At 67.9% G+C, this 24,031-nt stretch carries 23 protein-coding genes; 14 read left to right on the forward strand and 9 right to left on the reverse strand.

The genetic code is table 11. From position 1 onward, the window contains the following. Positions 1-5: 5 nt before the first annotated feature. Positions 6-398: a GFA family protein gene (locus VGC56_RS00095; RefSeq protein ID WP_464122353.1), complete on the reverse strand. Its 393-nt coding sequence runs from the start codon at positions 396-398 to the stop codon at positions 6-8. A gap of 107 nt (positions 399-505) precedes the next feature. Between VGC56_RS00095 and VGC56_RS00100 the strand changes: the two genes are divergently transcribed. Together VGC56_RS00100 and VGC56_RS00105 are read left to right on the forward strand one after the other, a co-directional pair. Next, positions 506-2,779 carry an ATP-dependent helicase gene (locus tag VGC56_RS00100; RefSeq protein WP_464122355.1) on the forward strand — a complete coding sequence of 758 codons (2,274 nt, stop codon included), beginning with the start codon at positions 506-508 and terminating at the stop codon, positions 2,777-2,779. A 131-nt stretch (positions 2,780-2,910) separates the two neighbouring features. Beyond that, on the forward strand, positions 2,911-3,465 hold the full coding sequence (locus tag VGC56_RS00105; protein WP_464122357.1) for a hypothetical protein: 555 nt from the start codon (positions 2,911-2,913) through the stop codon (positions 3,463-3,465). Between the two features lie 35 nt (positions 3,466-3,500). Here VGC56_RS00105 and VGC56_RS00110 read toward each other — a convergent pair whose 3' ends face one another. Beyond that, a complete protein-coding gene (locus VGC56_RS00110) occupies positions 3,501-3,779 on the reverse strand; it encodes a HigA family addiction module antitoxin (protein ID WP_464122359.1) in 279 nt (92 codons plus the stop codon). Further along, positions 3,779-4,066: a type II toxin-antitoxin system RelE/ParE family toxin gene (locus tag VGC56_RS00115; RefSeq protein WP_464122361.1), complete on the reverse strand. Its 288-nt coding sequence runs from the start codon at positions 4,064-4,066 to the stop codon at positions 3,779-3,781. The genes VGC56_RS00110 and VGC56_RS00115 overlap by 1 nt, the downstream gene beginning before the upstream one ends. A 101-nt stretch (positions 4,067-4,167) precedes the next feature. Between VGC56_RS00115 and VGC56_RS00120 the strand changes: the two genes are divergently transcribed. The 7 genes from VGC56_RS00120 (at position 4,168) to VGC56_RS00150 (ending at position 12,220) form a co-directional block, all read left to right on the forward strand. After that, complete coding sequence (locus VGC56_RS00120; protein ID WP_464122363.1) at positions 4,168-4,323, forward strand: type II toxin-antitoxin system Phd/YefM family antitoxin; 156 nt, start codon at positions 4,168-4,170, stop codon at positions 4,321-4,323. A 69-nt stretch (positions 4,324-4,392) separates the two neighbouring features. Next, positions 4,393-5,787 carry an MFS transporter gene (locus VGC56_RS00125; protein ID WP_464122365.1) on the forward strand — a complete coding sequence of 465 codons (1,395 nt, stop codon included), beginning with the start codon at positions 4,393-4,395 and terminating at the stop codon, positions 5,785-5,787. Between the two features lie 417 nt (positions 5,788-6,204). Continuing rightward, entirely contained in the window at positions 6,205-7,464 is a 1,260-nt protein-coding gene (locus VGC56_RS00130) for an MFS transporter (RefSeq protein ID WP_464122367.1), read from the forward strand. Positions 7,465-7,523: 59 nt separating this feature from the next. Then, positions 7,524-8,447, forward strand: coding sequence for a cysteine synthase A (gene cysK / locus VGC56_RS00135; protein ID WP_464122369.1), 924 nt, complete (start codon positions 7,524-7,526; stop codon positions 8,445-8,447). A gap of 79 nt (positions 8,448-8,526) precedes the next feature. Continuing rightward, positions 8,527-8,733, forward strand: a complete 207-nt coding sequence (locus VGC56_RS00140) for a hypothetical protein (protein WP_464122371.1) — start codon at positions 8,527-8,529, stop codon at positions 8,731-8,733. A 125-nt stretch (positions 8,734-8,858) separates the two neighbouring features. Continuing rightward, on the forward strand, positions 8,859-11,912 hold the full coding sequence (locus VGC56_RS00145) for a PAS domain S-box protein (protein ID WP_464122373.1): 3,054 nt from the start codon (positions 8,859-8,861) through the stop codon (positions 11,910-11,912). Positions 11,913-11,914: 2 nt separating this feature from the next. Further along, the gene (locus tag VGC56_RS00150) at positions 11,915-12,220 is read left to right on the forward strand and encodes a hypothetical protein (RefSeq protein ID WP_464122377.1); all 306 of its coding nucleotides are present in this window, start codon (positions 11,915-11,917) and stop codon (positions 12,218-12,220) included. 327 nt (positions 12,221-12,547) lie between these two features. Here VGC56_RS00150 and VGC56_RS00155 read toward each other — a convergent pair whose 3' ends face one another. Together VGC56_RS00155 and VGC56_RS00160 are read right to left on the reverse strand one after the other, a co-directional pair. Next, entirely contained in the window at positions 12,548-12,862 is a 315-nt protein-coding gene (locus VGC56_RS00155) for a hypothetical protein (RefSeq protein WP_464122379.1), read from the reverse strand. A 67-nt stretch (positions 12,863-12,929) separates the two neighbouring features. Next, on the reverse strand, positions 12,930-14,444 hold the full coding sequence (locus VGC56_RS00160) for a replicative DNA helicase (RefSeq protein WP_464122383.1): 1,515 nt from the start codon (positions 14,442-14,444) through the stop codon (positions 12,930-12,932). A gap of 95 nt (positions 14,445-14,539) precedes the next feature. On the opposite strand from VGC56_RS00160, the gene VGC56_RS00165 reads away from it, so the two are divergent. Together VGC56_RS00165 and dcd are read left to right on the forward strand one after the other, a co-directional pair. Continuing rightward, positions 14,540-15,004, forward strand: a complete 465-nt coding sequence (locus tag VGC56_RS00165; protein ID WP_464122385.1) for a UPF0262 family protein — start codon at positions 14,540-14,542, stop codon at positions 15,002-15,004. A 73-nt stretch (positions 15,005-15,077) separates the two neighbouring features. Further along, entirely contained in the window at positions 15,078-15,632 is a 555-nt protein-coding gene (dcd, locus tag VGC56_RS00170) for a dCTP deaminase (RefSeq protein WP_464122387.1), read from the forward strand. Positions 15,633-15,635: 3 nt separating this feature from the next. Here dcd and VGC56_RS00175 read toward each other — a convergent pair whose 3' ends face one another. Next, complete coding sequence (locus tag VGC56_RS00175) at positions 15,636-16,196, reverse strand: NADPH-dependent FMN reductase (protein WP_464122390.1); 561 nt, start codon at positions 16,194-16,196, stop codon at positions 15,636-15,638. A gap of 213 nt (positions 16,197-16,409) precedes the next feature. Between VGC56_RS00175 and VGC56_RS00180 the strand changes: the two genes are divergently transcribed. Both VGC56_RS00180 and VGC56_RS00185 read left to right on the forward strand, forming a co-directional pair. Continuing rightward, positions 16,410-17,609 carry a glycosyltransferase family 4 protein gene (locus VGC56_RS00180; protein WP_464122394.1) on the forward strand — a complete coding sequence of 400 codons (1,200 nt, stop codon included), beginning with the start codon at positions 16,410-16,412 and terminating at the stop codon, positions 17,607-17,609. Further along, a complete protein-coding gene (locus VGC56_RS00185; protein ID WP_464122397.1) occupies positions 17,609-18,385 on the forward strand; it encodes a hypothetical protein in 777 nt (258 codons plus the stop codon). The genes VGC56_RS00180 and VGC56_RS00185 overlap by 1 nt, the downstream gene beginning before the upstream one ends. Here the strand turns inward: VGC56_RS00185 and VGC56_RS00190 are convergent. Genes VGC56_RS00190 through VGC56_RS00200 form a run of 3 tightly spaced genes read right to left on the reverse strand, consistent with a single transcriptional unit; the run spans position 18,382 to position 23,237 of the window. Beyond that, positions 18,382-20,718: a ribonuclease R family protein gene (locus tag VGC56_RS00190; RefSeq protein WP_464122400.1), complete on the reverse strand. Its 2,337-nt coding sequence runs from the start codon at positions 20,716-20,718 to the stop codon at positions 18,382-18,384. The genes VGC56_RS00185 and VGC56_RS00190 overlap by 4 nt on opposite strands. A 31-nt stretch (positions 20,719-20,749) precedes the next feature. Further along, positions 20,750-22,195, reverse strand: a complete 1,446-nt coding sequence (locus VGC56_RS00195; RefSeq protein WP_464122402.1) for a M28 family peptidase — start codon at positions 22,193-22,195, stop codon at positions 20,750-20,752. Between the two features lie 37 nt (positions 22,196-22,232). After that, positions 22,233-23,237, reverse strand: a complete 1,005-nt coding sequence (locus VGC56_RS00200; RefSeq protein WP_464122405.1) for a fumarylacetoacetate hydrolase family protein — start codon at positions 23,235-23,237, stop codon at positions 22,233-22,235. Between the two features lie 89 nt (positions 23,238-23,326). Between VGC56_RS00200 and VGC56_RS00205 the strand changes: the two genes are divergently transcribed. Next, positions 23,327-24,031, forward strand: a 705-nt coding sequence (locus VGC56_RS00205) for an aldehyde dehydrogenase family protein (protein WP_464122407.1), incomplete at its 3' end; no start/stop codon positions are given.

A 24,031-nucleotide genomic window follows, 5' to 3' on the forward strand; every position in this document is an offset into this window, starting at 1 on the left:
GCCGCTCAGCCCGGATAGCGCTCGAACGCCGGCAGATCGCCGAGCCGCGCCATCCAGCCGACCCGCTCCGCCACCTGGATCTGCGCCGCCGGCGGCACCGCGTCGGGCTCGTCGAGCGTGCAGGTCTGGACGTCGATCGCATCGGGAAAGACGACATCGTTCGTGTAGAACAGGCTCGTCCCGCAGCCCGGGCAGAAATGCCGCCGGCCGTGCTCGGACGAGGCATATTCCTTCGTCTCTCCCTCCACGCTCAGCGCATCCTTCTTGACCAGCGCCCACGCCACCGCCGGCGCGCCGGAGTGGCGCCGGCAGTCGCTGCAATGGCACAAAGCCTGGTGAATCGCCTCGGCAGGCATCTCGTAGCGCACCGCTCCGCAATGGCATCGACCCGTCGGCATTTCTCGTCCTCTCTTTGTTCTGGAACCCTCCTGCCATATCCGCAGTATCCGCGACAAGCACCAACTGCCGCTTGCCCCCGCCGCCGCCGTTCCCTAGCTGTTCAGACGTGACCCAACCTCTGACCGCCGCCCCCGAACCCGGATACCTCCGCGGCCTCAATCCGCCGCAGCGCGAGGCGGTGCTGACCGTCGATGGCCCGGTCCTCGTCCTCGCCGGCGCCGGCACCGGCAAGACCGCCGCGCTCACCGCCCGCCTGGCCCACCTCATCGCCACCCGCCGCGCCTGGCCGAGCGAGATCCTCGCCGTCACCTTCACCAACAAGGCGGCGCGCGAGATGAAGGAGCGGGTCGGCCGCATCGTCGGCGAGGCGGTGGAGGGCATGCCGTGGCTCGGCACCTTCCACTCGGTCGCCGCCCGCATGCTGCGCCGCCACGCCGAGCTGGTCGGCCTCCAGTCGAACTTCACCATCCTCGACACCGACGATCAGCTGCGGCTCTTGAAGCAGCTGATCAGCGCTAACGACATCGACGAGAAACGCTGGCCGGCGCGGATGCTCGGCGGCCTCATCGACCGCTGGAAGAACCGCGGCTGGACCCCCAACCAGATCGACGCCGGGGAGGCCGAGGCCTATGCCGGCGGCAAGGGCGCCCTCCTCTACCGCCAGTATCAGGACCGGCTGAAGGCGCTGAACGCCTGCGACTTCGGCGACCTCCTCCTCCACATGCTGGTCATCCTGCGCACCCGCCGCGACGTGTTGGAGCTCTACCAGCAGCGATTCAAATATGTCCTCGTCGACGAATATCAGGACACCAACCAGAGCCAATATCTCTGGCTCCGCCTCCTGGCCCAGGAGAGGAAGAACATTTGCTGCGTCGGCGACGACGACCAGTCCATCTATTCCTGGCGCGGCGCGGAGGTCGCGAACATCCTCAAGTTCGAAAAGGATTTTCCCGGCGCCAAGGTGATCCGGCTCGAGCAGAATTATCGTTCCACCCCCCACATCCTCGCCGCCGCCTCCGGCCTCATCGCCCATAATGGCGGCAGGCTCGGCAAGACGCTTTGGACCGAGGCAAGCGAGGGCGAGAAGGTCCAGGTCGTCGGCGTCTGGGACGGGCCCGAGGAAGCGCGCCGCGTCGGCGACGAGATCGAGGCCGCCGGCCGCCGCGGCACCCGCGCGAGTCAGGTCGCCATCCTCGTCCGCGCCCAGTTCCAGACCCGCGAGTTCGAGGACCGGTTCATCGCCATCGGCCTCCCCTACCGCATCGTCGGCGGCTTCCGCTTCTACGAGCGCGCCGAGATCCGCGACGCCCTCGCTTACCTGCGCGCCATAGCCCAGCCCGCCGACGACCTTGCCTTCGAACGCATCGTGAACACCCCCAAGCGCGGCCTCGGCGACAAGGCGGTGGCGCGCATCCACGATCTCGCCCGCCGCGCCGGCGTGCCGCTGATGCAGGCCGCCGCGCAGATCCTCGACACGGACGAACTCACCCCACAGGCCCGCCGCGCATTGGGCAACCTCGTCGGCGACATCGCCCGCTGGCGCTCGCGGCTCGCCGAGCTGCCCCACCCGGAGCTCGCCCGCCTCGTGCTGGACGAGAGCGGCTACACGGCGATGCTCCAGGCCGACCGCTCCGCCGAAAGCGCCGGCCGCCTCGAAAACCTCACCGAGCTGACCCGCGCGATGGAGGAATATGAAAATCTCGGCGCCTTCCTCGAGCACGTCAGCCTCGTGATGGAGAATGACGAGGCGCGCGAGGCGGAGAAGGTCACGATCATGACCATCCACGCCGCCAAGGGCCTGGAATTCGACACGATCTTCCTCGCCGGCTGGGAGGAAGGCGTCTTCCCCTCGCAGCGCGCATTGGACGAAGGCGGCAATGCGAGCCTCGAAGAAGAGCGCCGGCTGGCTTACGTCGCGATCACAAGAGCGCGCCGCAAGTGCTTCATATTTCACGCCGCCAACCGCCGCATCTACGGCCAGTGGACGAGCAGCATCCCGAGCCGCTTCGTCACGGAACTCCCCGAAGCCCACATCCAGAGCGAGCAGACGATGTCGGGCGGCGAGTCCCTCTGGCGCGCCAACTGGACCGAACGCGCCGATCCCTTCGCCGACGTCTCCCGCGGCACCACCCGCGGCCCCGGCTGGCGCCGCGCTGTGACCGGCGGCTTCGAACGCACCCCCTCCCGCGTGATGGAGGTGAAGGCCTCCGCCGTAAGCCTAGGCAACCCAGGGCGGACCGACATCGCCTTGGGGCAGAGGGTGTTCCACTCCAAGTTCGGCTACGGAATCGTGGCGGAAATCGAAGGCAACAAGCTCGAGATCGACTTCGAGCACGCGGGGCGGAAACGGGTGTTGGATAGTTTTGTGAGCCTAGGATGAATGTACTTAGGCGCGTGGCGGCCAACCAAGTTAACACCGGCCAAATGACTAACGCTCACTCATGAACCGGCAGGCAAGCCATGTCTCATCCTACATCTGAGCATCACTCGCTCATGGCGAAGTTTGGACATATGATCTCCGTCTGGAATGACGTGGAGTACCAGTGGAAAGCGTGCTTGCCGGGCCTTGAACGTCCTGAAGAGCCAGCAAGTCGCGCGGTGACCATCATGACGGCTCATCTAGGGAGCTTGCAGTTTCTCGATGTCGCCCGCACCATCGCCCATGAACTGGTAGAAGGGGATGCGCGAGAGACTCTGCTGGAAGCGATCGATCAGCTGAATATCATCCGGGAGTATCGGAACTACTATGTCCACGGCTTCCAATCAGTGGGATGGCGTGCATCGGGGGAGCCTGTCGGATTTCTGGTCACGTTCGCAGCGCGGGGGCGCTTCACGCAGCATGATCTCGCGTTCAACGAGGCGGATTTAGACCAGTTGATTATCCGATTGGACGCGCTGCGTACTGTGTTTGGCCAAGTGCAGAACGTGCTTTCAGGACGAGTAGATCCACTGGCAGGTGAAGCCTACAAGCTGCCGGCACTGCCGCCTCGCCTAGAACGATTGTCCAAGCCGAAAAGGCTGTTGTTCGACCCGCCTAGTCCGCGTGACTTCGGCAATCGCGGATGACAGCGTACTGCCAGGCCCGCGATCTCACAGCGGGCTCAGGCCGCCTCGCCGTCCCTCGCCCAAGCGTTTGCCAGCTCATGCGCGGCCTGCATGCGCATCAGCGTGTCGGCCCTGACGCCGAACGCCTTTTCCCACCTAATCGCCATCTCCGCCGATAGGCCGGCATTGCCGTTGAGCAGGTTGCTCGCCGCTTGGCGGGTCACGTGAAGGCGCTCAGCCAAGCCAGTCACGCTGAGCCCCGCGGGCTCCACAATCTCAGCGCGCAGCCACACACCCGGATGCACCGCAAAGCTCGAATGAAGCTTGATCGCCATCAGTGACAATCCTCCAGGTCCATGTCCTCGATCGCAGGAGCTGTGTTGACCGAAAACGTCATCCGCCAGTTGCGCGTCACGGTAAGCGCCCACGTGCCCTTGCGATCGCCAGTCAAGGGATGCGCGCCAAAATTGGGCGGCACGTGCAGTTCGTCCTCGCTTTCGACCGCAGCCAAGTACGCCAGCATATTCCGCAACCGGTCGATGCTTCCGGGTGGGAGCCCTTTCGACACTCCTGTCTCGGCAAAGCGGCGGAGCGCCTTATGCCGAATGCTCTCGATCTGCACCGACACCGCCTAGTCCCGGTCATAGCCTTTGTCAAGTGTCGCTTGACGGGTGTCAGCTGGTGAAGGCATAAACGATGCGTACGTCAGCGTGGGTGAATTGCATGGAAGTGCCCCTCAGCATCGCCAAGGCCAAACTGTGTGAGTTGGTTCATCGCGCAGAAGCCGGTGAGGACATTATCATCACGGAGTGGGGCCGCCGGGTTGCTCGCTTGGAACCGGTCAAACCGGCCGCCGTCGCCGTTCTTAAAAAGCCTTAGTCTGGAGCAGAGGCCGGGCAACAAGAGCCGGAGCGGGAACCCCTCCGCCCCTCGCGCCTTCACGCATCAATGAGCGAAGGCCTCCCCACCCCCCGCCGCTACCTGGCGATCGGCGCGGTGTCGTTCGGCACCGCGCTGGTCGTCATCGACGGCGCCATTCCCTCGGTCGCCCTCCCCACCCTCGCGCGCGACCTCAACGTCTCCGGCTCCGAGGCGGTGCTCGTCGTCACGATCTACCAGCTCGTGCTGGTCATGACCCTCCTCCCCTTCTCCGCGCTGGGCGACAGGCTCGGCCACCGGCGGCTCTACCAGATCGGGCAGATCGTCTTCACGGTGGCGTCGCTTCTCTGCTTCTTCGCCCGCTCGCTTCCCTTCCTGCTCGTCGTCCGCGCGGCGCAGGCGCTGGGCGCAGGCGCGGCGCTCAGCGTCTCCACCGCGCTCGTCCGCGCCATCTACCCGCAGCGCCAGCTCGGCCGCGGGCTCGGCGTCAACAGCGTCGTGGTGTCGAGCGCGGCGGCACTCGCGCCCACGTTGGGCGGTGCGATCCTCGCCTTTGGGTCCTGGCCCTGGGTATTCGCCTCCGCCGTCCCCTTTGCGATCCTGTCGCTGCTGCTCGGCCGCCATCTGCCGGAGATCCAGCAGCGGGCGGAGGATTTCGACATGCTCGGCGCGGTGCTGTGCGCCGCCACCTTCGGCCTCGTCATCTCCGGGCTCGAGGCTTTGGTCCACGGTAGCTCCCCCGTCGTCTCGTCGGCGATCGTCGCCAGCGGGCTGCTAATCGGCTTCTTCTTCGTCCGCCGCGAACTCGGCGAGCCGCGGCCGATCATGCCGGTCGACCTCCTCGCCCGCCCGGTCTTCGCCCTCTCGACCCTCGGCGCCTTCACCGCCTTCATCGCCTCCATGGCGCTGATCCTCTCGCTGCCCTTCCGGCTCGAACATGCCTACGGCTTCAGCCCGGGCGCGGTCGGCGCGATCATCGCCCCGTGGCCGCTCACCACCATGTTCGTCGCCCCCGCCGCCGGCGCGCTGTCGGACCGGGTGCCGGCGGGCCTGCTCGGCGGCATCGGCATGGGGATCGCCACCGCCGCCCTGCTCCTCCTCGCCTGGCTCCCCGCCCACCCTGCTTATTGGGACATCGCCTGGCGCATGGCTTTGTGCGGCGCCGGCTTCGGCCTGTTCCTCTCGCCCAATGCCCGGGTCATCATCGGCTCGGCGCCGCGCGAGCGCGCCGCCTCCGCCGGCGGCCTCATCTCGACCACCCGCCTCACCGGGCAGACGCTTGGCGCCACCCTCATCGCCGCCCTCCTCGCGCTCGGCGACGGCTCCGGCCCAATGCCCGCCTTGGTCTCCGCCGGGCTCGCGGTGGTCGCTGGCCTGTGCAGCGTCGCCCGCCTCAACCCCGCCCTGCGGCGGCCCGCGAAAGATGAAGTCGGCCACCACCAGCCCGCCGTGCAGCTGCGTTGAAGTCCGCGAACATAAAAAGAACTTTCCTACACCCCGCCCGCTGCGTCATAAGCTTGGGATGCACGATTCCGCCCTTCCGTCTCGTCCCCCCGTAGCGCCTCCGGCCGCGCCGGAATCGCGGGCGGCGACCGCTTTGATCGGCTCAGTCGATCAAACTCGTGTTTTCGATCGACTGAATTTTTTGATTCCACGAAAGTTCGAAACTTTCGCGATCCCCAAACTTCCGTGTCGCCCGCCCTGCCCGCTCGGCAAGGAGCGGCTTCGTACTGGCGCGCGTCCGGTAACCACCCGGCAGCGACCCGGCAAGCGCACGGCAGCGACCCGGCAGGCGCACGGCAGCGATCCGACAAGCGCACGGCAGCGACCCGCTTCACCGCCATTGCCGCCGCGCCGCACCTTTCCTAAGGCCGCTTGCGAATGAGTGACGCCGCCCCCCACCCGCTCGCGATCCGGGACTTCCGCTTCTACTGGGTCGCCCGGCTCGCCTCGACGATCGCGCAGATGTCGATGGTCATCGTCATCGGCTGGCAGGTCTACGACATCGCCCGTCGCACCATGGACCTCCACCACGCTGCGCTGCAGCTCGGTCTGATCGGCGTCGTCCAGTTCGTGCCGCTCTTCGTCCTCACCCTCGTCACCGGCTGGACCGCGGACCGCATCGACCGCCGCTGGATCGCGCGCGCGACCATCGCGCTCGAGACCTTCTGCGCCGCGACCCTGGGCTGGCTCAGCTGGCACGGCGCCACCACGCTGCCGAGCCTGTTCGCCATCGCCGCCTTGCTCGGCGTCGCCCGCGCCTTCGCAGGCCCTGCGCTGGGCGCGCTCGCGCCGAACCTGGTGCCGCGCGAGATTTTGCCCCGAGCCATCGCCTTGAGCTCGATGAGCTGGCAGGCGGGCGCCATCGCCGGTCCGGCGCTCGGCGGCTACCTCTACGCCATCTCCGCCGCCACGCCCTATCTCGTCAGCTGCGCCCTCTTCGCCTTGTCGCTCACCTGCATGCTGCTGATCCGCCCGGTGCCGCGCACCGACATGGGCCGCGGCCGCAATCCGTGGAAGCAGATGGTCGACGGCCTCCATTATGTCCGCCGCAACAAGCTGGTGCTCGGCGCCATCTCGCTCGATCTCTTCGCGGTGCTCCTCGGCGGGGCGACGGCGATGCTGCCGGTCTATGCCCGCGACATCCTCCACGCCGGCCCCGCGGGCCTCGGCAATCTCCGCGCGGCCCCCGCCCTCGGCGCGACGCTGACGGCTGCCTGGTTCGCCTGGCGGCCCCTGAAGCACGACGTCGGGGTCAAGATGCTCGCGGCGGTCGGCGTGTTCGGAGTCGCGACGATCGGCTTCGGCCTGTCGCGCTTCATGCCGCTGTCGCTCCTGTGCCTCGCCTTGCTGGGCGCCGCCGACATGCTCTCGGTGTTCGTGCGCCAGTCGCTCATCCAGCTCTACACGCCGGACGAGATGCGCGGCCGCGTCGGCGCCGTCTCCTCGCTCTTCATCTCCGCTTCGAACGAACTTGGCGAGGCGGAATCGGGGTTCCTCGCCTCCGCCGTGGGGCCGGTGGTGGCGGTGGTCGGCGGCGGCATCGGCGCGATCGGAGTCACACTCTTATGGGCCTGGATCTTTCCCGAGCTTCGGCGGGCGCGAACATTTGACCCACCGGCCGAGCCGATCTCGGTTTAGGTTGAAACCACGCAACCACCCACCCCATCTGCAAGCGAGCTTAGGCAGGAGACAAGATCATGAGAGCGGGCAGCATCCTCGAGACGATCGGCAAGACCCCTCACATCCGCATCAACCGCCTGTTCGGCGACAATGAGGTGTGGGTGAAGTCGGAGCGCGCCAATCCCGGCGGCTCGATCAAGGACCGCATCGCCCTCGCCATGGTCGAGGATGCCGAGCGCAGCGGCGCTCTCAAGCCCGGCGGCACGATCATCGAGCCGACCTCCGGCAATACCGGCGTCGGCCTCGCGATGGTCGCAGCGGTGAAGGGCTACAAGCTCATCCTCGTTATGCCCGAGAGCATGTCGCTCGAGCGCCGCCGGCTGATGCTCGCCTACGGCGCCAGCTTCGACCTGACCCCCAAGGAAGGCGGCATGAAGGCGGCCATCGCCCGCGCGCAGGAGCTCGCCTCCGGCATCGAGGGGTCGTGGATCCCGCAGCAGTTCGAGAACCCCGCCAATCTCGACGTCCACCACCGCACCACCGCCCAAGAGATCCTCGAGGATTTCCGCGACAGCCCCATCGACATCCTCATCACCGGCGTCGGCACCGGCGGCCACATCACTGCCTGCGCCGAGGTGCTGAAGAAGGAATGGCCGGGGCTTCAGGTATTCGCCGTCGAGCCGACCCTGTCCCCTGTCATTTCGGGCGGCCAGCCCGGCCCGCACCCGATCCAGGGCATCGGTGCCGGCTTCATTCCCGCAAACCTCCACACCGACGTCCTGGACGGCACCATCCTCGTCGATCCCGCCGACGCCAAGGAGATGGCCCGCCGCGCCGCCCGCGAGGAGGGCACCCTGGTGGGCATCAGCTCCGGCGCCAGCCTCGCCGCCGTCGCCCAGAAGCTCGCCGAAATCGGCCCCGGCAAGCGCATCCTCACCTTCAATTACGACACTGGCGAACGCTACCTCTCGGTCCCGGACTTCCTGCCGGAGCAAGGCTGAGGCCGGCGCCTAACCCGGATCAGGAACCGGCCCGGCACGGCAGCGTTGAGGCTCCGAAACGACAGGGAGTTCCGACGACATGACCGATCCCGACCGGCCGGTAGAGCGCGAGACGACGATCATTCACACCGACAGCGGTCGTGGTGGGGGTGGCGGCGTGCTCGTCGGCGTGATCCTCGTCATCGCCATCCTCGCCTTGCTCTTCTACCTGTTCGGCGGCCAGCTGCTCGGCGGCAAGAAGACCGACGTCAACGTCAAGGTCGACACCCCGGCCGCAACCCATTGATAAGAAGCGCCCGCCGCTTGCCTTTGCGGGTGGCGGCGGGCATGCTTTGGGCGACGGTGCGAAGGGGGAGCGGCGACACGCCTGCGTCCGACGGGGCGCCACTCTTCGCGGGTGAAAGACGGCGTTTGAAGCGGCCCCTCCTACACTTCCTCCTCCTGCTGCTCGTCTATTGGGCGCTCGCCGTCCTCGGCCTCCACTGGGCGCGCCTGGGCGGCGCCGGCTCGGCGGTGTGGCCCGCATTCGGCGTGTCGCTCGCCGCGCTCTCGCTGGGCGGCCTCAGGCTGTGGCCCGCAATCTTCCTCGGCCGCCTCGCCGCCAGCTTCACCATCGGCAGCCAGCAGCCTCTCTGGGCCGAGCTCGCGATCGCCGCCGACAATGCGCTGGCCGATGCGTTCGGCGCCTGGCTCCTCATCAACATCGGCCAGATCGGCACGGCGCTCCGGACCCGGCGCGACGTCGTCTGGCTCGCCATCGCCGTCGCGGCCGCCGCCGCCGTGTCCGCCGCGTTCGGCGCGCTCATCTTCACCTTCTCGTGGCACCTCCTGCCGGCGCAGACCGCCCATGCCGGGAGCAACTGGTTCCTCGGCAACGCCGTATCAGGGCTCACCATCACGCCGTTGCTGCTCAGCTGGGCGGCGCGCGAGCCGTTCACCGCGACGGCCCGCGAGCGCGCCCATTTCGCCCTGTGCATGGCGAGCGTCGTCGGCCTCGCCTGGGTGGTCTTCGATCCCAACACCTTCCCGTGGCTTCGCGGCTGGCACCTCTTCCCTGTGCTGATCTGGGTGGCGATCGCCTTCTACGTTCGGGGCGCCGCCATCGCCCTCGTCCTCACCTCCGCCTTTGCCATCTGGGGCATCGCGTTGGGCCGCGGGCCGCTCTTCTACCCGATGGTCGACCCGGTGCTGAGCACCCAGCAATTCATCGCCGTCGTCTCCCTCACCGTCCTCATCCTCGCCGCGACCTCCGACGAGCGCCGCCGGGTGGAAGCCGCCTCGCGCCTCGCCGCCATCGCCTCTTCGTCTCCCGATGCGATGGTGAGCTGCGACCTCGAGGGCCGCATCACCGGCTGGAATGCCGGCGCCGAGCAGCTGTTCGGCTGGACGGCCGACGAAGCGATCGGGCGTCCATTCACGTTCATGGCCCCGCCCGACCTCGCCCCCGAAGCGGCGCCCGCGCACATCTTCGCGGCGATAGGCGGCGGCGGCAGGGTCGATCTGGAGACGGTGCGCCGCGGCAAGGACGGCAGCCTCGTCGACGTCCACGTCGTCGGCACCCAGCTCAGGAGCGCGGCCGGCGAGACGATCGGCCAGGTCGTCGTCATGCGCGACATCGGCGCCAGGAAGCGCACCGAGGCGGCGCTGCGCGAGGAGCAGGAGACGCTGGAGATCCTCAACCGCACCGGCGCCGCCCTGGCCGCCGAACTGGATCTCGACCGCATCGTCCAGATGGTCACCGACGCCGGCCGCGAAGTGACCGGCGCGCAGTTCGGCGCCTTCTTCTACAACGTCTACGACGCCGAGGGCGGCGCCTACATGCTTTACACCCTGTCGGGCGCGGATCGCTCGCAGTTCGAGGCTTTCGGCATGCCGCGGGCCACCAAGGTGTTCGCGCCGACCTTCCTTGGCGAAGGCGTCATCCGTTCGCCGGACATCACCAAGGATGCCCGTTACGGGAAGAACCCACCGCACAAGGGCATGCCGGAAGGGCACCTTCCGGTACGTTCCTATCTCGCCGTTCCGGTTTCCTCGCGCACGGGGGAAGTGATCGGCGGCCTGTTCTTCGGCCATTCCGAAACCGACATGTTCAGCGCGCGGTCGGAGCGGGTGATGGAGGGGCTCGCGGCCCAGGCGTCCATCGCCATCGACAATAGCCGCCTGTTCCGCGCCGCCGAGGCCGAGATCGCCGAGCGCAAGCGGGCCGAGGAGGCGCTGCGCGAGCTCAACGAGACGCTCGAGACCCGCGTCGAGGAGCGCACCGGGGAGCTGGTCGCCGCGCAGGACCAGCTTCGCCAGGCCCAGAAGATGGAGGCGATCGGCCAGCTGACCGGCGGCGTCGCGCACGATTTCAACAACCTCCTCACCATCATCCGCTCCTCCGTCGACCTCCTGCGCCGCCGCGAAGTCGCCGAGGATCGCAAGCGGCGCTACATCGACGCCATCTCCGACACGGCCGACCGGGCCGCGAAGCTCACCGCGCAGCTCCTCGCCTTTGCGCGGCGGCAGGCGTTGAAACCGGAGGCGTTCGACGCGCCGGAGCGGGTACGGATCGTCTGCGACATGATCCGTACCGTGGTCGGCTCGCGAATCCGCATCGACCTCGACATCGAGTGCGAGGATTGCTTCATCGAAGCGGATATCGGCCAGTTCGAGACCGCGCTCATCAACATCGCCGTCAACGCCCGTGACGCGATGGACGGCGAAGGGACCCTCACCATCTCCGCCCGGCCGGTGCCCGAAGTGCCGGCGGACGCATGGCACGAGCGGCTGGAGGGCGATCATGTCGCGGTCGCGATCGGCGACAGCGGCCGGGGCATCCCGCCCGAACTCATGGCGCAGATATTCGAGCCCTTCTTCACCACCAAGGAAATCGGCAAGGGCACCGGCCTCGGCCTCAGCCAGGTCTACGGCTTCGTCAAGCAATCCGGCGGCGACGTCCGCGTGGCCAGCGCTCCGGGCGAGGGTACGACCTTCACCCTCTACCTCCCGCGGGTCTCAGCGCACGCTCCGGTGAGCGACGATGTACAGCGCCGCCGCGCCGAGGCGCCGCTGAAGCGCAGCCGGATCCTTGTCGTTGAGGACAATGCCGATGTCGGCGCCTTCGCGACCCAGCTCCTCGCCGAGCTCGGCCACCAGACGCAGCTCGCCGCCAACGGGCTTGAGGCGCTGGAGGTCATCGAGGCGCAGGCGGACGATTTCGATCTCGTCTTTTCCGACGTCGTCATGCCGGGGATGACGGGGATCGAGCTGGCCCAGGAATTGCGGCGGCGGCGGCCCCAGCTGCGGGTGGTCCTCACCAGCGGCTACAGCCATGTCCTCGCGCAGGAGGGGCGGCACGGCTTCGAGCTGCTGCACAAACCCTATTCGGTCGAGAGCCTGACCCGCATCCTGCGCAGCCCGCCGGCCGAGGCGGAGGAACCGGCAGCGCAAGCGGCGGTTCCGGACGGCGACAGGGAGAGCTGAGCATGACCGATTCTGACCGCGACCAGCCCCCGCGGCGCGAGAGGCGCCGCACGACCATCATCGAAACTGGCGATAGCGATCGCGGCGGCGGCTATGGCGGCGCGATCGCCCTCATCCTGCTGCTGATCCTCATCGGCGGCATCGCCTGGTTCCTCATGCATGGCGGTTCGACGCGCTCCGCCAGCGAGGTCGGCGTCAACGTCAGCCTGCCAAAGGCGGTAAACGTGAAGGTGCCGGACAAGATCGACGTCAAGGTTCCCGACGTCTCCGTCAGGACCGAAAAATCGGGATCGAACACGAGCCGCTGAAGGCGGTGGACGTGAATGGCCGCTGACGGCTCCATTCAGCCTTTCCTCAACCGAATCAGCACATAAGCGTCCGGTCACTCCCCGGGGTGGCCCCTCGTGTCGCGTATTGAGGGAGGGGCCGGTTCTCCTCGGAGGGCCGGCCCCTAATGCGTTGTGGGCACCCTTGCCTCCCCATCGCAGATGGGGAGGGGGACCACCGGAGGTGGTGGAGGGGTAGCACGCGCCGAACGCGCCCAATCGTCACTCGAGCCTCTGATTCTGAGCCAATCTACCCCTCCACCACCTCCGGTGGTCCCCCTCCCCACGCCTCCGGCGCGGGGAGGCAAATCAATCGTCGTCCTTCGCCCCTTCCGCCGGCGCGTTGGCGTTGCCGCCGACATCCTTCCCGCCGAGCCGGCCCGTGCCGAAATAGTTGATGTCGCTCTCGCCGCCATGGCCCATCCAGCCTTCGTTGCCGCCCTTCCCTTCCTTGCCCGTATGCGGGTTGGGATAGGCGCCGCCGCCGGAATCGCCGCCGCCCTCGCGGCCTTGCAGGTTCGCCTCGGTGTCGGGGTCGCGCCGGTCGAGGTCGCCGCCCTCGCCCCATGAGCGCGGATTGTCCGGAGTGCCGGTCTTGGCGTTGGGTGTCTCGGGGTTGTTCATGACGCGCGTCCTCTCGAGCCGTTCAAAAGCTCAATGGACGGCGCTCCGAGCGGGTTCCCCCAGACCCTCAGCCCCGCGCTTCAGGAAGATACTGGTCGTCGATCCAGTCGGAGAAGCGGGTGATCTTCGCTTCGAACTTCATCTTGACCTTGCCGGTGGCGCCATGGCGCTGCTTCGCGATGATCAGCTCGGCCGTGCCGTAGACCCGCTCCATGTCGCGCATCCACTCGGCATGGGCGTCGTGGACCTTGGAATCGTCGCCTTCGATCGGCCGCTTGGGCTCGCGCGCGGCGGTGTAATATTCCTCGCGGTAGATGAACATGACGATGTCGGCGTCCTGCTCGATCGAGCCGGATTCGCGAAGGTCGGAAAGCTGCGGCCTCTTATCCTCGCGCTGCTCGACGGCACGGCTCAGCTGCGAGAGCGCCAGCACCGGCACGTTCAGTTCCTTGGCGAGGGTCTTCAAGCCCCGGCTGATCTCGGAAATCTCGTTCACGCGATTCTCGTTGCCGCCTTTGCCGGTGCCCTGGAGCAGCTGGAGATAGTCGACGACGATAAGGCCGACGCCGCGCTGGCGCTTCAATCGCCGGGCGCGGGTGCGCAGAGCCGCGATGGTCAGGCCCGCCGTGTCATCGATGTAGAGCGGCAGGCTCTCGAGCTCGGCCGCGGCGCGGGCGAGGTTGCGGAAATCCTGCTGGCTGATCTTGCCCATGCGCAGATTCTCGGAGCTGATCCCCGACTGCTCGGCAAGGATACGCGTGGCGAGCTGGTCGGCGGACATTTCGAGGCTGAACAAGGCGACCGCGGCGCCGGCCGATTTCTCCGGCGCGATCCCGTCCTCCATGTCCTGCACGTAGCGGCGGGCGGTGTTGTAGGCGAAGTTGGTGGCGAGGGCGGACTTGCCCATGCCGGGGCGTCCGGCGAGGATGATCAAGTCCGAATGGTGGAGGCCGCCGGTCTTGGCGTTCACCGTCTCAAGGCCTGTGGTGATGCCGGAAAGGCCGCCGCCCGTGTTCAACGCCTTTTCGGCCATCTGCACGGCGAGGCGCGTCGCTTCGGCGAAGGTCTTGACCGTCCCCTCGCTGCCGCCTTCCTCGGCCACCCGGTAGAGCGCGCTTTCGGCCGCTTCGATCTGGCCCTTGGGGTCGACCTGCTCGGAGGTGTCGAGCGCATTCTCGACCATCTCCCGGCCGACGCCGATCAGCGCGCGCAGCAAAGCGAGCTCATAGACCTGCTCGGCAAAGTCGCGCGCGCCGATGATAGCGGCGCCGGAGCCGGTGAGCTGGGCGAGATAGGACGGCCCGCCGAGCTCCTTCATCTCCTCGTCCGCCTCGAACATCGGGCGGAGGGTCACCGGGGAGGCGATCATGTTCCGGTCGACCATCTTCAAAATCTGCTCGTAGACCCGGCCGTGGAGCGGTTCGAAGAAATGGTCGGGCCGCAGCTTCAGCTGGACGTCCTCCGCCAGCCGGTTGTCGATCATCAGCGCGCCGAGCAGCGCCGCCTCCGCCTCGATATTGTGCGGAACGGAAGCGGTCTCGGGCGCCGGCGCGTCGGCGAGGCGAATGATGTTGTCGGCCATGCCCGCAGTCTTCCACCTTTCCCGGCCCCGGCTCAAGCCAGCAACCCTGTGGAAGTGCTGTGGATAATGCCGGTTCGTCTCGCTAACAGCTCTTCATGGCCGAGCCGAAGATCATCGACATCGAGCTCGACGAGCGGACCATCATCCGCCGCTCCGAGGAGATCGAGCAGGAGCGCCGCGTCGCGATCTTCGACCTGCTCGAAGCCAATTTCTTCCACCCCGACGGCCTCGACGGCCCGTTCCGCATCCTCCTCCGGATCGAGGACAACCGTCTCGCCATCGAAGTGAAGGACGAAGCCGGCGAGCGGCTCGAGACGATCCGCCTCGGCCTCGCGCGCTTCAAGCGGCCCGTGCGCGACTATTTCGCGATCTGCGACAGCTATTTCAAAGCCGTCCGCGCCGATTCGCCGCACGGCCTCGAAGCGATCGACATGGCCCGCCGCGCCGTCCACAACGAAGCCGCCGAGCTCCTCCAGGAATGCCTGGCCGGCAAGGTCGAGACGGATTTCGACACCGCGCGGCGGCTGTTCACCTTGATCTGCGTGCTCCACATTCGGTGACGGTGGGTCTTGTCCCCACACGTCATTCCGGCGAAACCGGGGACGCCATCCCTGATCATCGGAACACGCACAGATGAGTATCATGTCCGACCGCTGGATTCGCGAGCAGGCGCTGGCGCACGGCATGATCGAGCCCTTCGAGGATGGGCAGCGCCGCGCCGGGACGATCAGCTACGGCCTATCGAGCTACGGCTACGACGCCCGCGTTTCCGACGAGTTCAAGCTGTTCACCAACGTCGACAACGCCATTGTCGATCCCAAGGACTTCAAGTCCAACAGCTTCGTCGACCGGCAGACCGACGTGTGCATCATCCCGCCGAACAGCTTCGCGCTCGCCCGCACCGTCGAATATTTCAGGGTGCCGCGCGACGTGCTCGTCATCTGCCTCGGCAAATCGACCTATGCCCGCTGCGGAATCATCGTCAACGTGACGCCGCTGGAGCCCGGCTGGGAGGGCCACGTGACGCTGGAATTCTCGAACACGACGCCGCTCCCCGCCAAGGTCTACGCCAACGAAGGCGCGTTCCAGTTCCTGTTCCTGCAGGGCAACGAACCGTGCGAGACCAGCTATGCCGACCGCGCCGGCAAATATATGGGACAGCGCGGCGTCACCCTGCCCAAGCTCTGACCGTCAGCCGGCGATCTTCTCGATCCAGCCGGCGAAGGCGTGGATGAACGTTCGCATGAACTTCGCGGTCCCTTCGTTCGCCAGCTTGCCGTCCGCGTCGAAATAGCTACCGGCGCCGCCGAGATAGGCCTCGGGCTGCTGCATTACCGGCATGTCGAGGAAGACCAGCGACTGGCGCAGGTGATGATTGGCACCGAATCCGCCGAGGCCGCCGGGCGAGACGCTCGCCACCGCCGCCGGCTTGCCCGCCCAGACGCTGGCGCCGTAGGGCCGCGAGCCGACGTCGATGGCGTTCTTGAGCAGGCCCGGCACCGAGCGATTATATTCCGGAGTCACGAACAGTACCGCGTCGGCGGGGCGGACTTCGTCGCGGAAGCGGCGCCATTGCGCCGGCGGATCGCCTTTGTCCAAGTCCTCATTGTAGAGCGGCAGGTCGCCGATCTCGACGAACTCGAACCTCAGATTTTCCGGCGCGAGGCCGGCCATGGCTTGGGCGGCACGGCGGTTTAGGGAGCCTTCGCGAAGGCTGCCGACCAGGGTGGCGACGCGATAGGGCTGAGGCATCGGGCGCTCCTCGCAAATCCGGGAGCCGCGCCATGCGCCGGATGCCAAGGCGCCGCAAGCCCGTGGCGTCCGCCACACCGGATGCAGGAGCGCTTTGCGATATCGCTCCCGTCCGTTACTGTGGCAGGCAAGGAAGGGGGGCCTTCCCATCTGTATTTTCGTTCAGTTGAACGGCTTGGCCCGGCCGTTCATGCTGGAGCCGGACGAACCGACATGGCCCATGCGCGCCTTGCCATTGCTGATCCGCCTGCGCCCGCGCCCGCCACGCGGGTCAGCGCCGAGGGGCTGCGCATTGCCCTGTTCTCCGGCAATTACAATTGCGTGCGCGACGGCGCGAACCGCGCGCTGAACCGCCTAGTGGCGCATCTCCTCGACAGGGGGGCGGCCGTTCGGGTCTATTCTCCGACCAGCGCCAATCCGGCTTTCCCGCCCGCGGGGGACCTGATCTCCGTTCCCTCCATCGGCATACCCGGCCGCTCCGAATACCGGCTGGCGACGGGCCTCCCCGCCCGGCTGCGGGCGGATCTCGACGCCTTCGCGCCGACCCATGTCCACCTCTCCTGCCCGGACATTCTCGGCGGCCGCGCCCAGGCTTATGCCCGTGCTCGGGGCATTCCGGCGGTCGCCAGCCTTCACACCCGCTTCGAGACCTACCCCGCTTATTACGGCCTCCCCTTCCTCGCGCCGCCGATCCGCGCGCGGCTGCGCTATTTCTATTCGCGCTGCGACCGGGTGATGGCCCCCAACCCGGCGATGGCCGCAACCCTCGCCGCCTTCGGCGTAGCGCCCGACCGGGTGCGGTTGTGGGGCCGCGGCGTCGACCACCGCCTGTTCAGTCCCACGCTGCGCAGCAGCGAGCGGCGGCGCGCTCAAGGATATGCCGAAGACGAGCCGGTGCTCCTCTTTTTCGGCCGCCTGGTGCACGAAAAGGGTCTGGAAACCTTCCTCGCGACCGTCGAGGAACTGCGCAGCCGCGGCCACGGCGTCCGCCCGCTTGTCGTCGGCGAGGGCCCGGCACGATCCTGGCTGGCGGATAGGCTTCCGGACGCTGTCTATACCGGCCACCTCGACGGCGAGGCGCTCGGCCGCGCGGTCGCGAGCGCCGACATCCTCATAAATCCCAGCGTCACCGAGGCGTTCGGCAACGTCAACCTCGAGGCGATGGCGTCGGGCCTTGCCATCGTCAGCGCCGATGTCGGGAGCGCACAAGCGCTGATCGAGCACGGCCGCACGGGTCTCCTCGTCGCCCCGGCAGACCCTATGGCCTATGCCGACGCGACCGAAGCGCTCATGGCCGATCCGTCCCGCCGCCTCCGTCTCGGGCGCGCCGCTGCCGAGGCGAGCCGCGCCTACCATTGGCCCGACATTCTCGACGCCGTCGTCCACGTCTACCGGGGGGCGGCGGGAGAGTGATGCGACACCTCAGCCTTGTGGTAGCGGCGTTGCTCAGCCTGTTCCTGTGCGCTTGCAGCCGCGAGGCCGCGCTTCAGAAGATCGCGTCGCCCGAGGATCAGGCAATCGCGCGGTCCGCGGTTGCCGACATCGCCTCCGGACGCGCGGGCGCCCTCTCGGCCAAGCTGGTTCCGCCGCTCGTCCCGACGATCGGCGCGGCGCTGCCGCAGATGCGGGCGATGCTGCCCGTCGGGAAGCTCCGCCTCGTCGATGCGCGCTTCTTCACCAACGTGACCGCCGGCACGCGCTTCACCAACATGCTCTGGGAAGCGAGCGACGGCCGTCGATTTGCGCTGGTTTCGACCACAATCTACCGCCGCGGCGCGGAAGCGAGAGTGTCGGAACTCTACGTCGTCCCTATGAAGGCGTCGGCGGACACTCTTTCCCGCTTCGACTTGGTGGGCAAGTCGTTCGTCCAATACCTGTTCCTGGTCCTCGCCATCGCCGCCCTTCTCCTGTGCCTGACAGGGATATTCGTCGCGCTGCGCCTGCCGGGGCTGCGGCACCGGTGGCTCTGGGCGATCGGCTCGCTGGTCGGAATCTGCCAATTCTCGGTGCGGTGGAGCGACGGCAACATCTTCTTCCAGCCGATCAACATCCAGCTGTTCGGCGCGTTCGCCGTGAAGCCCGCGCTGCTCGTTCCGTGGCAGGTCGGCTTCGGCATCCCGGTCGTTGCGATCATCCTGCTGGTGAAGCGGTTCCGCTACCGCCGCACGCTCAAGGAGGCGTTCGCCTAGCGCCGCCCCTGATGGCGGACGTTGCCGGGACGCCCGCGGCGGCCCTGACGGTGTCCGCCCTCCCCGCGCCGACCATCACCCTTAGGGCCATCGGGTTTCGAGCCGCCCCGCCTGGGACCGGAGCCCTGCCCGCCGCTGTCGGGCAGCTCGAACCTCAGTCCGCCGGAGACGGGGTTCGCCTCGGCCAGCCGCAGCTTGAGGCGCTGGCCGGGCACGAAACGCTCGCCGCTCTGCTCGCCGACGAGGTTCTGGCTCGCTTCCTCGTAGCGGAAATATTCCGCGCCGAGGGTGGAGACCGGCACCAGGCCGTCTCCGCCTAGCCCCTCGACGGTAGCGAAGAATCCGAACGGCTGGACCCCGGTGATGCGGCAGTCGACGAGGTCGCCGACCCGCTCGGAGAGATAGGCGGCGACGTAGCGGTCGAGCGTCTCGCGCTCCGCCTCCATGGCGCGGCGCTCGAGCTGCGAGATGAGCTCGCCCGTCACCTCCATCGACTCCGCTTCCTGATCGCTGAGGCCGCCTTCGCCGAGGCCATAAGCCCGCACCAGGGCGCGGTGGACGATGAGGTCGGCATAGCGCCGGATCGGGCTGGTGAAATGGGCATAGGAGCCGAGCGCCAGCCCGAAATGCCCGGCATTTTGCGGCCCGTAATAGGCCTGGGTCTGGGTGCGCAGGATCTGCTCCATCACCTGCGGCCTGAAATCCGCCTCGCCGACCCGCTCGATGATATGGTTGAAAGTCGCCGGCCGCACCACCTGGCCGAGCGCGAACTCGACGCCGAACGTCGCGAGATAGTCCTTCAGCGCGACCAGCTTCTCGCGCCCCGGCGGCTCGTGGTCGCGGTACATGACCGGCGCCTTCTTCGCTTCCAGCGCCTTGGCCGCCGCGACGTTCGCCGCGATCATATAATCCTCGATCAGCTTGTGGGCGTCGAGCCGCTCGCGCGGCGCCACCGAGGTGATGCGCCCCTTCTCGTCCAGCACCACCCGCCGCTCCGGCAGGTCGAGCTCGAGCGGCCCGCGTTTCTCCCGCGCCTTGTAGAGGGCGGTCCAGCAAGCCCAGAGCGGCTTCAGCGTCGATTCGACGAGCGCCGGCGCAACCGCCGGCTCGGCGGTCTCGATCTCCGGCATCGCGCAGACGGGCGACGAAACCTCGATTCGCTCCTGCCCACGCGATTGATCGATCGCCGCCTGCGCGTCCTCGTAGGCGATATTGGCGGCGATACGCACCCGCGCGCGCGTGAACCGCCAGGACTTGAGTTGGCCGTCCTTGGAGACCTGGAGGTGGCAGGCGAGCGCGGCGCGGTCCTCGCCCTCCTTTAAGGAGCAGACGTCTGCACTCAAGGTCTCGGGCAGCATCGGCACCACCCGGTCGGGGAAATAGACGCTGTTGCCGCGCTTCCTCGCCTCCTTGTCGAGCGCCGAGCCGGGGCGGACGTAGAAGCTGACGTCGGCGATGGCGACGATCGCCTTCCAGCCGCCGGCATTGGCGGGATCCTCGTCCTCGGCCGCCCAGACGGCGTCGTCATGGTCGCGCGCGTCCGCTGGATCGATGGCGACGATGGGGATGTGGGTGAGGTCTTCGCGGGCGCCGAGGTCCTGGCGTGCGATCCGCTCCGCTTCCTCGATCACATGCTCCGGGAATTCGTGCGGGATGCCGTGCTTGTGGATCGCGATGAGGCTGAAGCTGCGCGGCGCGAATGGATCGCCGAGCACTTCGGAGACGCGGGCGGTGAGCCGCGGCGGGCGCCCGACCTTCTCGGCAAGGACGAGGTCGCCGGCCTGCGCGGGGCCGAGATCGGAGATGGCAAGCTCGCGCCGCTCCTTCTTCTCGACGGGCTTGAGCCAATAGCCCTTCTCCCCTTCCCGGTGGACGACGCCGAGCACCAGTTCGCTGCCCTTGAGCAGCTTCTTCATCGGGTGCGCAGCATAGCCGTTGCCGCGCTGCTCGGTGCGGGCGAGAATTCGGTCGCCGACGCCAAGGGCTGAGCCCCGGCCCCGCCGCTCCAGCACCCGCACGCGCGGCTCCGGCGCAGCGGATTCCCACCGCTCCGGCACCGCCCAAGCCTGCCCGCTGTCGTCGACGTCGGTGACGCGCAGCACCGTCACCTTCGGCACGCCGCCGGCTTGGTGGAAGGCGCGGCCGGGCGAGGAATCGATCAGCCCCTCGTCGGCCATGTCGCGCAGCAGCGCCTTGAGGACGATCTTGTCCTGCGCCGAGAGGCCGAAGGCGCGCGCGATCTCGCGCTTTCCCGCCGGCTCGTCGGACGACGCGATGAAGTCGAGGATCTGCTGCCGGGTCGGCAGACCGGCGCGGGGAGGTCGTTTGGCCATCAGCGCTTAAATCTCCGCGCGCGTCACGAGTTCATCGCCGCGCCGGAGGAGGCGCCGGCGGCGTGTAGGGGCGGAAGCCCCCGCCCGGCACGGCCGAAGCGACCGGCGATTCGGAGCCGTCGGCGCCGACCGACGAGACGCCGAACACCCAGTCGTCCACGCGCACGTGGGAGAGCGTGCAGGTGTTGCGCGGCACGCTGCCATTCGGGGGTCCCGGCCTGTCGCCGTAGACGGTGATTTGCGCCGGGCAGTCCGCAGCGCTGACGGGCCGCGCCTCCCCCCACTGATTGGCGTCGGTTCGGCGCCAGCGGATGACGTAGCGGGCCGCGCCGCTCACCGCGGGCCAGCTGATCCTGGTGTCGGTGCTGACCGCACCTTCCACCACGGGCTCCGGCGGCATCGGCGCGGCGGCCAGCGCCGCGAGGGCCGCCACGTTGAGCTGGGTCACCTTGCGGAGGTACGGGAAATCCATCTTGTCGATCGTGTCGCCATATTGGACGCCGTGCTCGACCCTCAGATCCTGGTGCTGCTGATCGTAATTCTCCATCGCCACGGTGAAACGCACCGCGGGGAAGCCGAGATTGAGGAACTCGCTATGGTCCCCGCCACGGCCGAAGCGGTCGTTGCGCCACACCTGGCGGACGTCGAGACCGATGTTGAGCCGGTCGGCGAGCCCATCGATCCAGCGCGAGATGTTGCGTCCCGGCGCATCATTCTCGCCGCCGAGGCTGCGCTGGCGGGCGGCGAGCTCCTCATGGCCCTGCCAGCGCGGCCCTTCCGAGAAGATGCGCACATGCGTGTTGTCGCGGATCCCGTCGGAGCCCAGCGAATTGCCGACGATGTCGTTGTTGAGGTCGGCCTCGACCTGCCACCCCTGTGCCTTGGCATAGTCGGCGAGGGTCTTGCCGCCGTAGAGGCCCTGCTCTTCGCCCATCAGCACGCCGTAGACGATGGTGCCGGCGAACTTGTGCTTCGAGAGCACCCGCGCCGCCTCGATCACCGCCGCCGTGCCGGAGCCGTCGTCGTTGGCGCCCGGCTCCTCGGCATTCACGTTCATGACGTCGGTGACGCGGCTGTCGATATGCCCGGTGATGATGACGACGCGGTTGGGATCGCCGGTGCCGCGCTGGATCGCCACCACGTCGCGGATGCGGACGCCGTTCGGTGCGCGGGGACCTTTGAAGTCCTCCTCCGGCGTCACGATCTGCAGGCACCCACCGCACGCTGCCGAATAGCGGCCAAACTCCTCGGCGACCCAGCGCTCCGCCGCCCCGATGCCGCGATTGGGGTCAGTCATCGACGATAGCGTGTGGCGGGTCCCGAAGCCGACCAGCTTGGCGACCGTCGCGTGCAGGCGCGCCTCGCTGACGTCGGCCGCGGCGGCCCGCGGGACCCGTAGAATGGCCTCGGGACCCGGAGGGGGCGGCGGGGCGGCTGCGGTGAGGAGAGCGGCGGCGGCGAGAACGGTCTTTTTCATATGTCGCCCTCTGCGCGTGGACGCCGCGAGTCGCAAGTCAGGCGACGCTCTGCTCGATGACGCCGAAGATCGGGTGGCCCTTGTCGTCGTCCATCCAGATGCGGACGGTGTCGCCGCGCTTCAGGAACGGAGTCTTCGGCTTGCCCGAGAGGATCGTCTCGACGGTGCGAACCTCGGCGACGCAGGAATAGCCGAGGCCGCCATCGGCGATCGGCTTGCCCGGGCCGCCGTCCGGGTCCCGGTTGGAGACCGTGCCGGAGCCTATGATGGCGCCGGCGCCGATGTTGCGGGTCTTCGCAAGGTGGGCAACGAGCGTACCGAAGTCGAAGGTCATGTCGACGCCGGCATCGGCGCGGCCGAAGGGCTGGCCGTTCAAGTCGACCTTCACAGCCCCGTGCAGCTTGCCGTCTTTCCAGCGGTCGCCGAGCTCGTCCGGCGTCACGAACACCGGCGACAGCGCCGACGCGGGCTTGGACTGGAGGAAGCCGAAGCCCTTGCCGAGCTCAGCGGGGATGAGGTTGCGCAGCGAGACGTCGTTGACGAGGCCCACGAGGCGGATCGCCTCCAGCGCCTGCTCCCGGGAGGTGCCCTGCGGGAGGTCGCCGGTGACGACCACGATTTCCGCCTCAAGGTCGCAGCCCCAAGCCTCGTCGGCGAGCGGGATCGCCCCGCGCGGCGGGAGCATTTCGTCGCTCGCGCCCTGGTACATGAGCGGGTCGCTCCAGAAGCTCTCCGGCATCTCCGCCCCCCGCGCCTTCCGGACCAGCTCGACATGGTTCACGTAGGCCGACCCGTCGGCCCATTGATAGGCCCGCGGCAAAGGCGCCAGCGCCTCGCGCTCGTGGAAGCGCTCGCGGGGCACAACCTCATGCTCGAGGTCGGTGGCGAGGAGCTGGAGCTGCGGCGCCGCCTGCTCCCAGCGGTCGAGCGCCGCCTGCAGGGTCGGGGCGATGTGGCGGGCGTCGGTGCACCAGGCGAGGTCGCGGCTCACCACCACCAGCCGTCCGTCGCGGCCATGTCCGGGAAGGGTTCCGAGCTTCATCTTGTCTCCTTGCCGGGGTCCACTGGCATTTGCCGCGGGGCTTGGCTAGGGGCAGGCCGTTCCTTTCAGACTCATTCGAGAAGCCATCCATGCGGAATATCGACCATTATATCGGCGGCGATGCGTTCGTCTCCGGCACGCGCCACGGCGACGTTTTCGACCCCAACAATGGCGGCGTCCAGGCGCAGGTCCGCCTCGGCACCGCGGCCGATCTGGAGCGCGCCGTCGCGGCCGCGCGCGAGGCGCAGCCGGCCTGGGCGGCGACCAATCCGCAGCGCCGGGCGCGGGTCATGTTCAACTTCAAGGCGCTGGTCGAGAAGAACATGGACGACCTCGCCCTCCTCCTCTCCTCGGAGCACGGCAAGGTCATCGCCGACGCCAAGGGCGACGTGCAGCGCGGGCTCGAAGTTATCGAATATGCCTGCGGCATCCCTCATGCCCTGAAGGGCGAATACACCCATGGCGCCGGCCCCGGCATCGACGTCTATTCGATGCGCCAGCCGCTCGGCATCGTCGCCGGCATCACCCCGTTCAACTTCCCGGCGATGATCCCGATGTGGATGTTCGGCGTCGCCATCGCCTGCGGCAATTGCTTCATCAACAAGCCAAGCGAGAAGGACCCGAGCGTTCCGCTGCGCCTCGCCGAGTTGTTCATGGAGGCCGGTGGTCCGCCAGGCGTCCTTCAGGTCGTGAACGGCGACAAGGAAGCGGTGGACACATTGCTGAAGGATGATCGCGTGAAGGCGATCGGGTTCGTCGGCTCGTCGTCGATCGCCGAATACATCTACGCGACC

It is taken from the genome of Allosphingosinicella sp. (genome assembly GCF_036403745.1).
Classification (GTDB): domain Bacteria; phylum Pseudomonadota; class Alphaproteobacteria; order Sphingomonadales; family Sphingomonadaceae; genus Allosphingosinicella.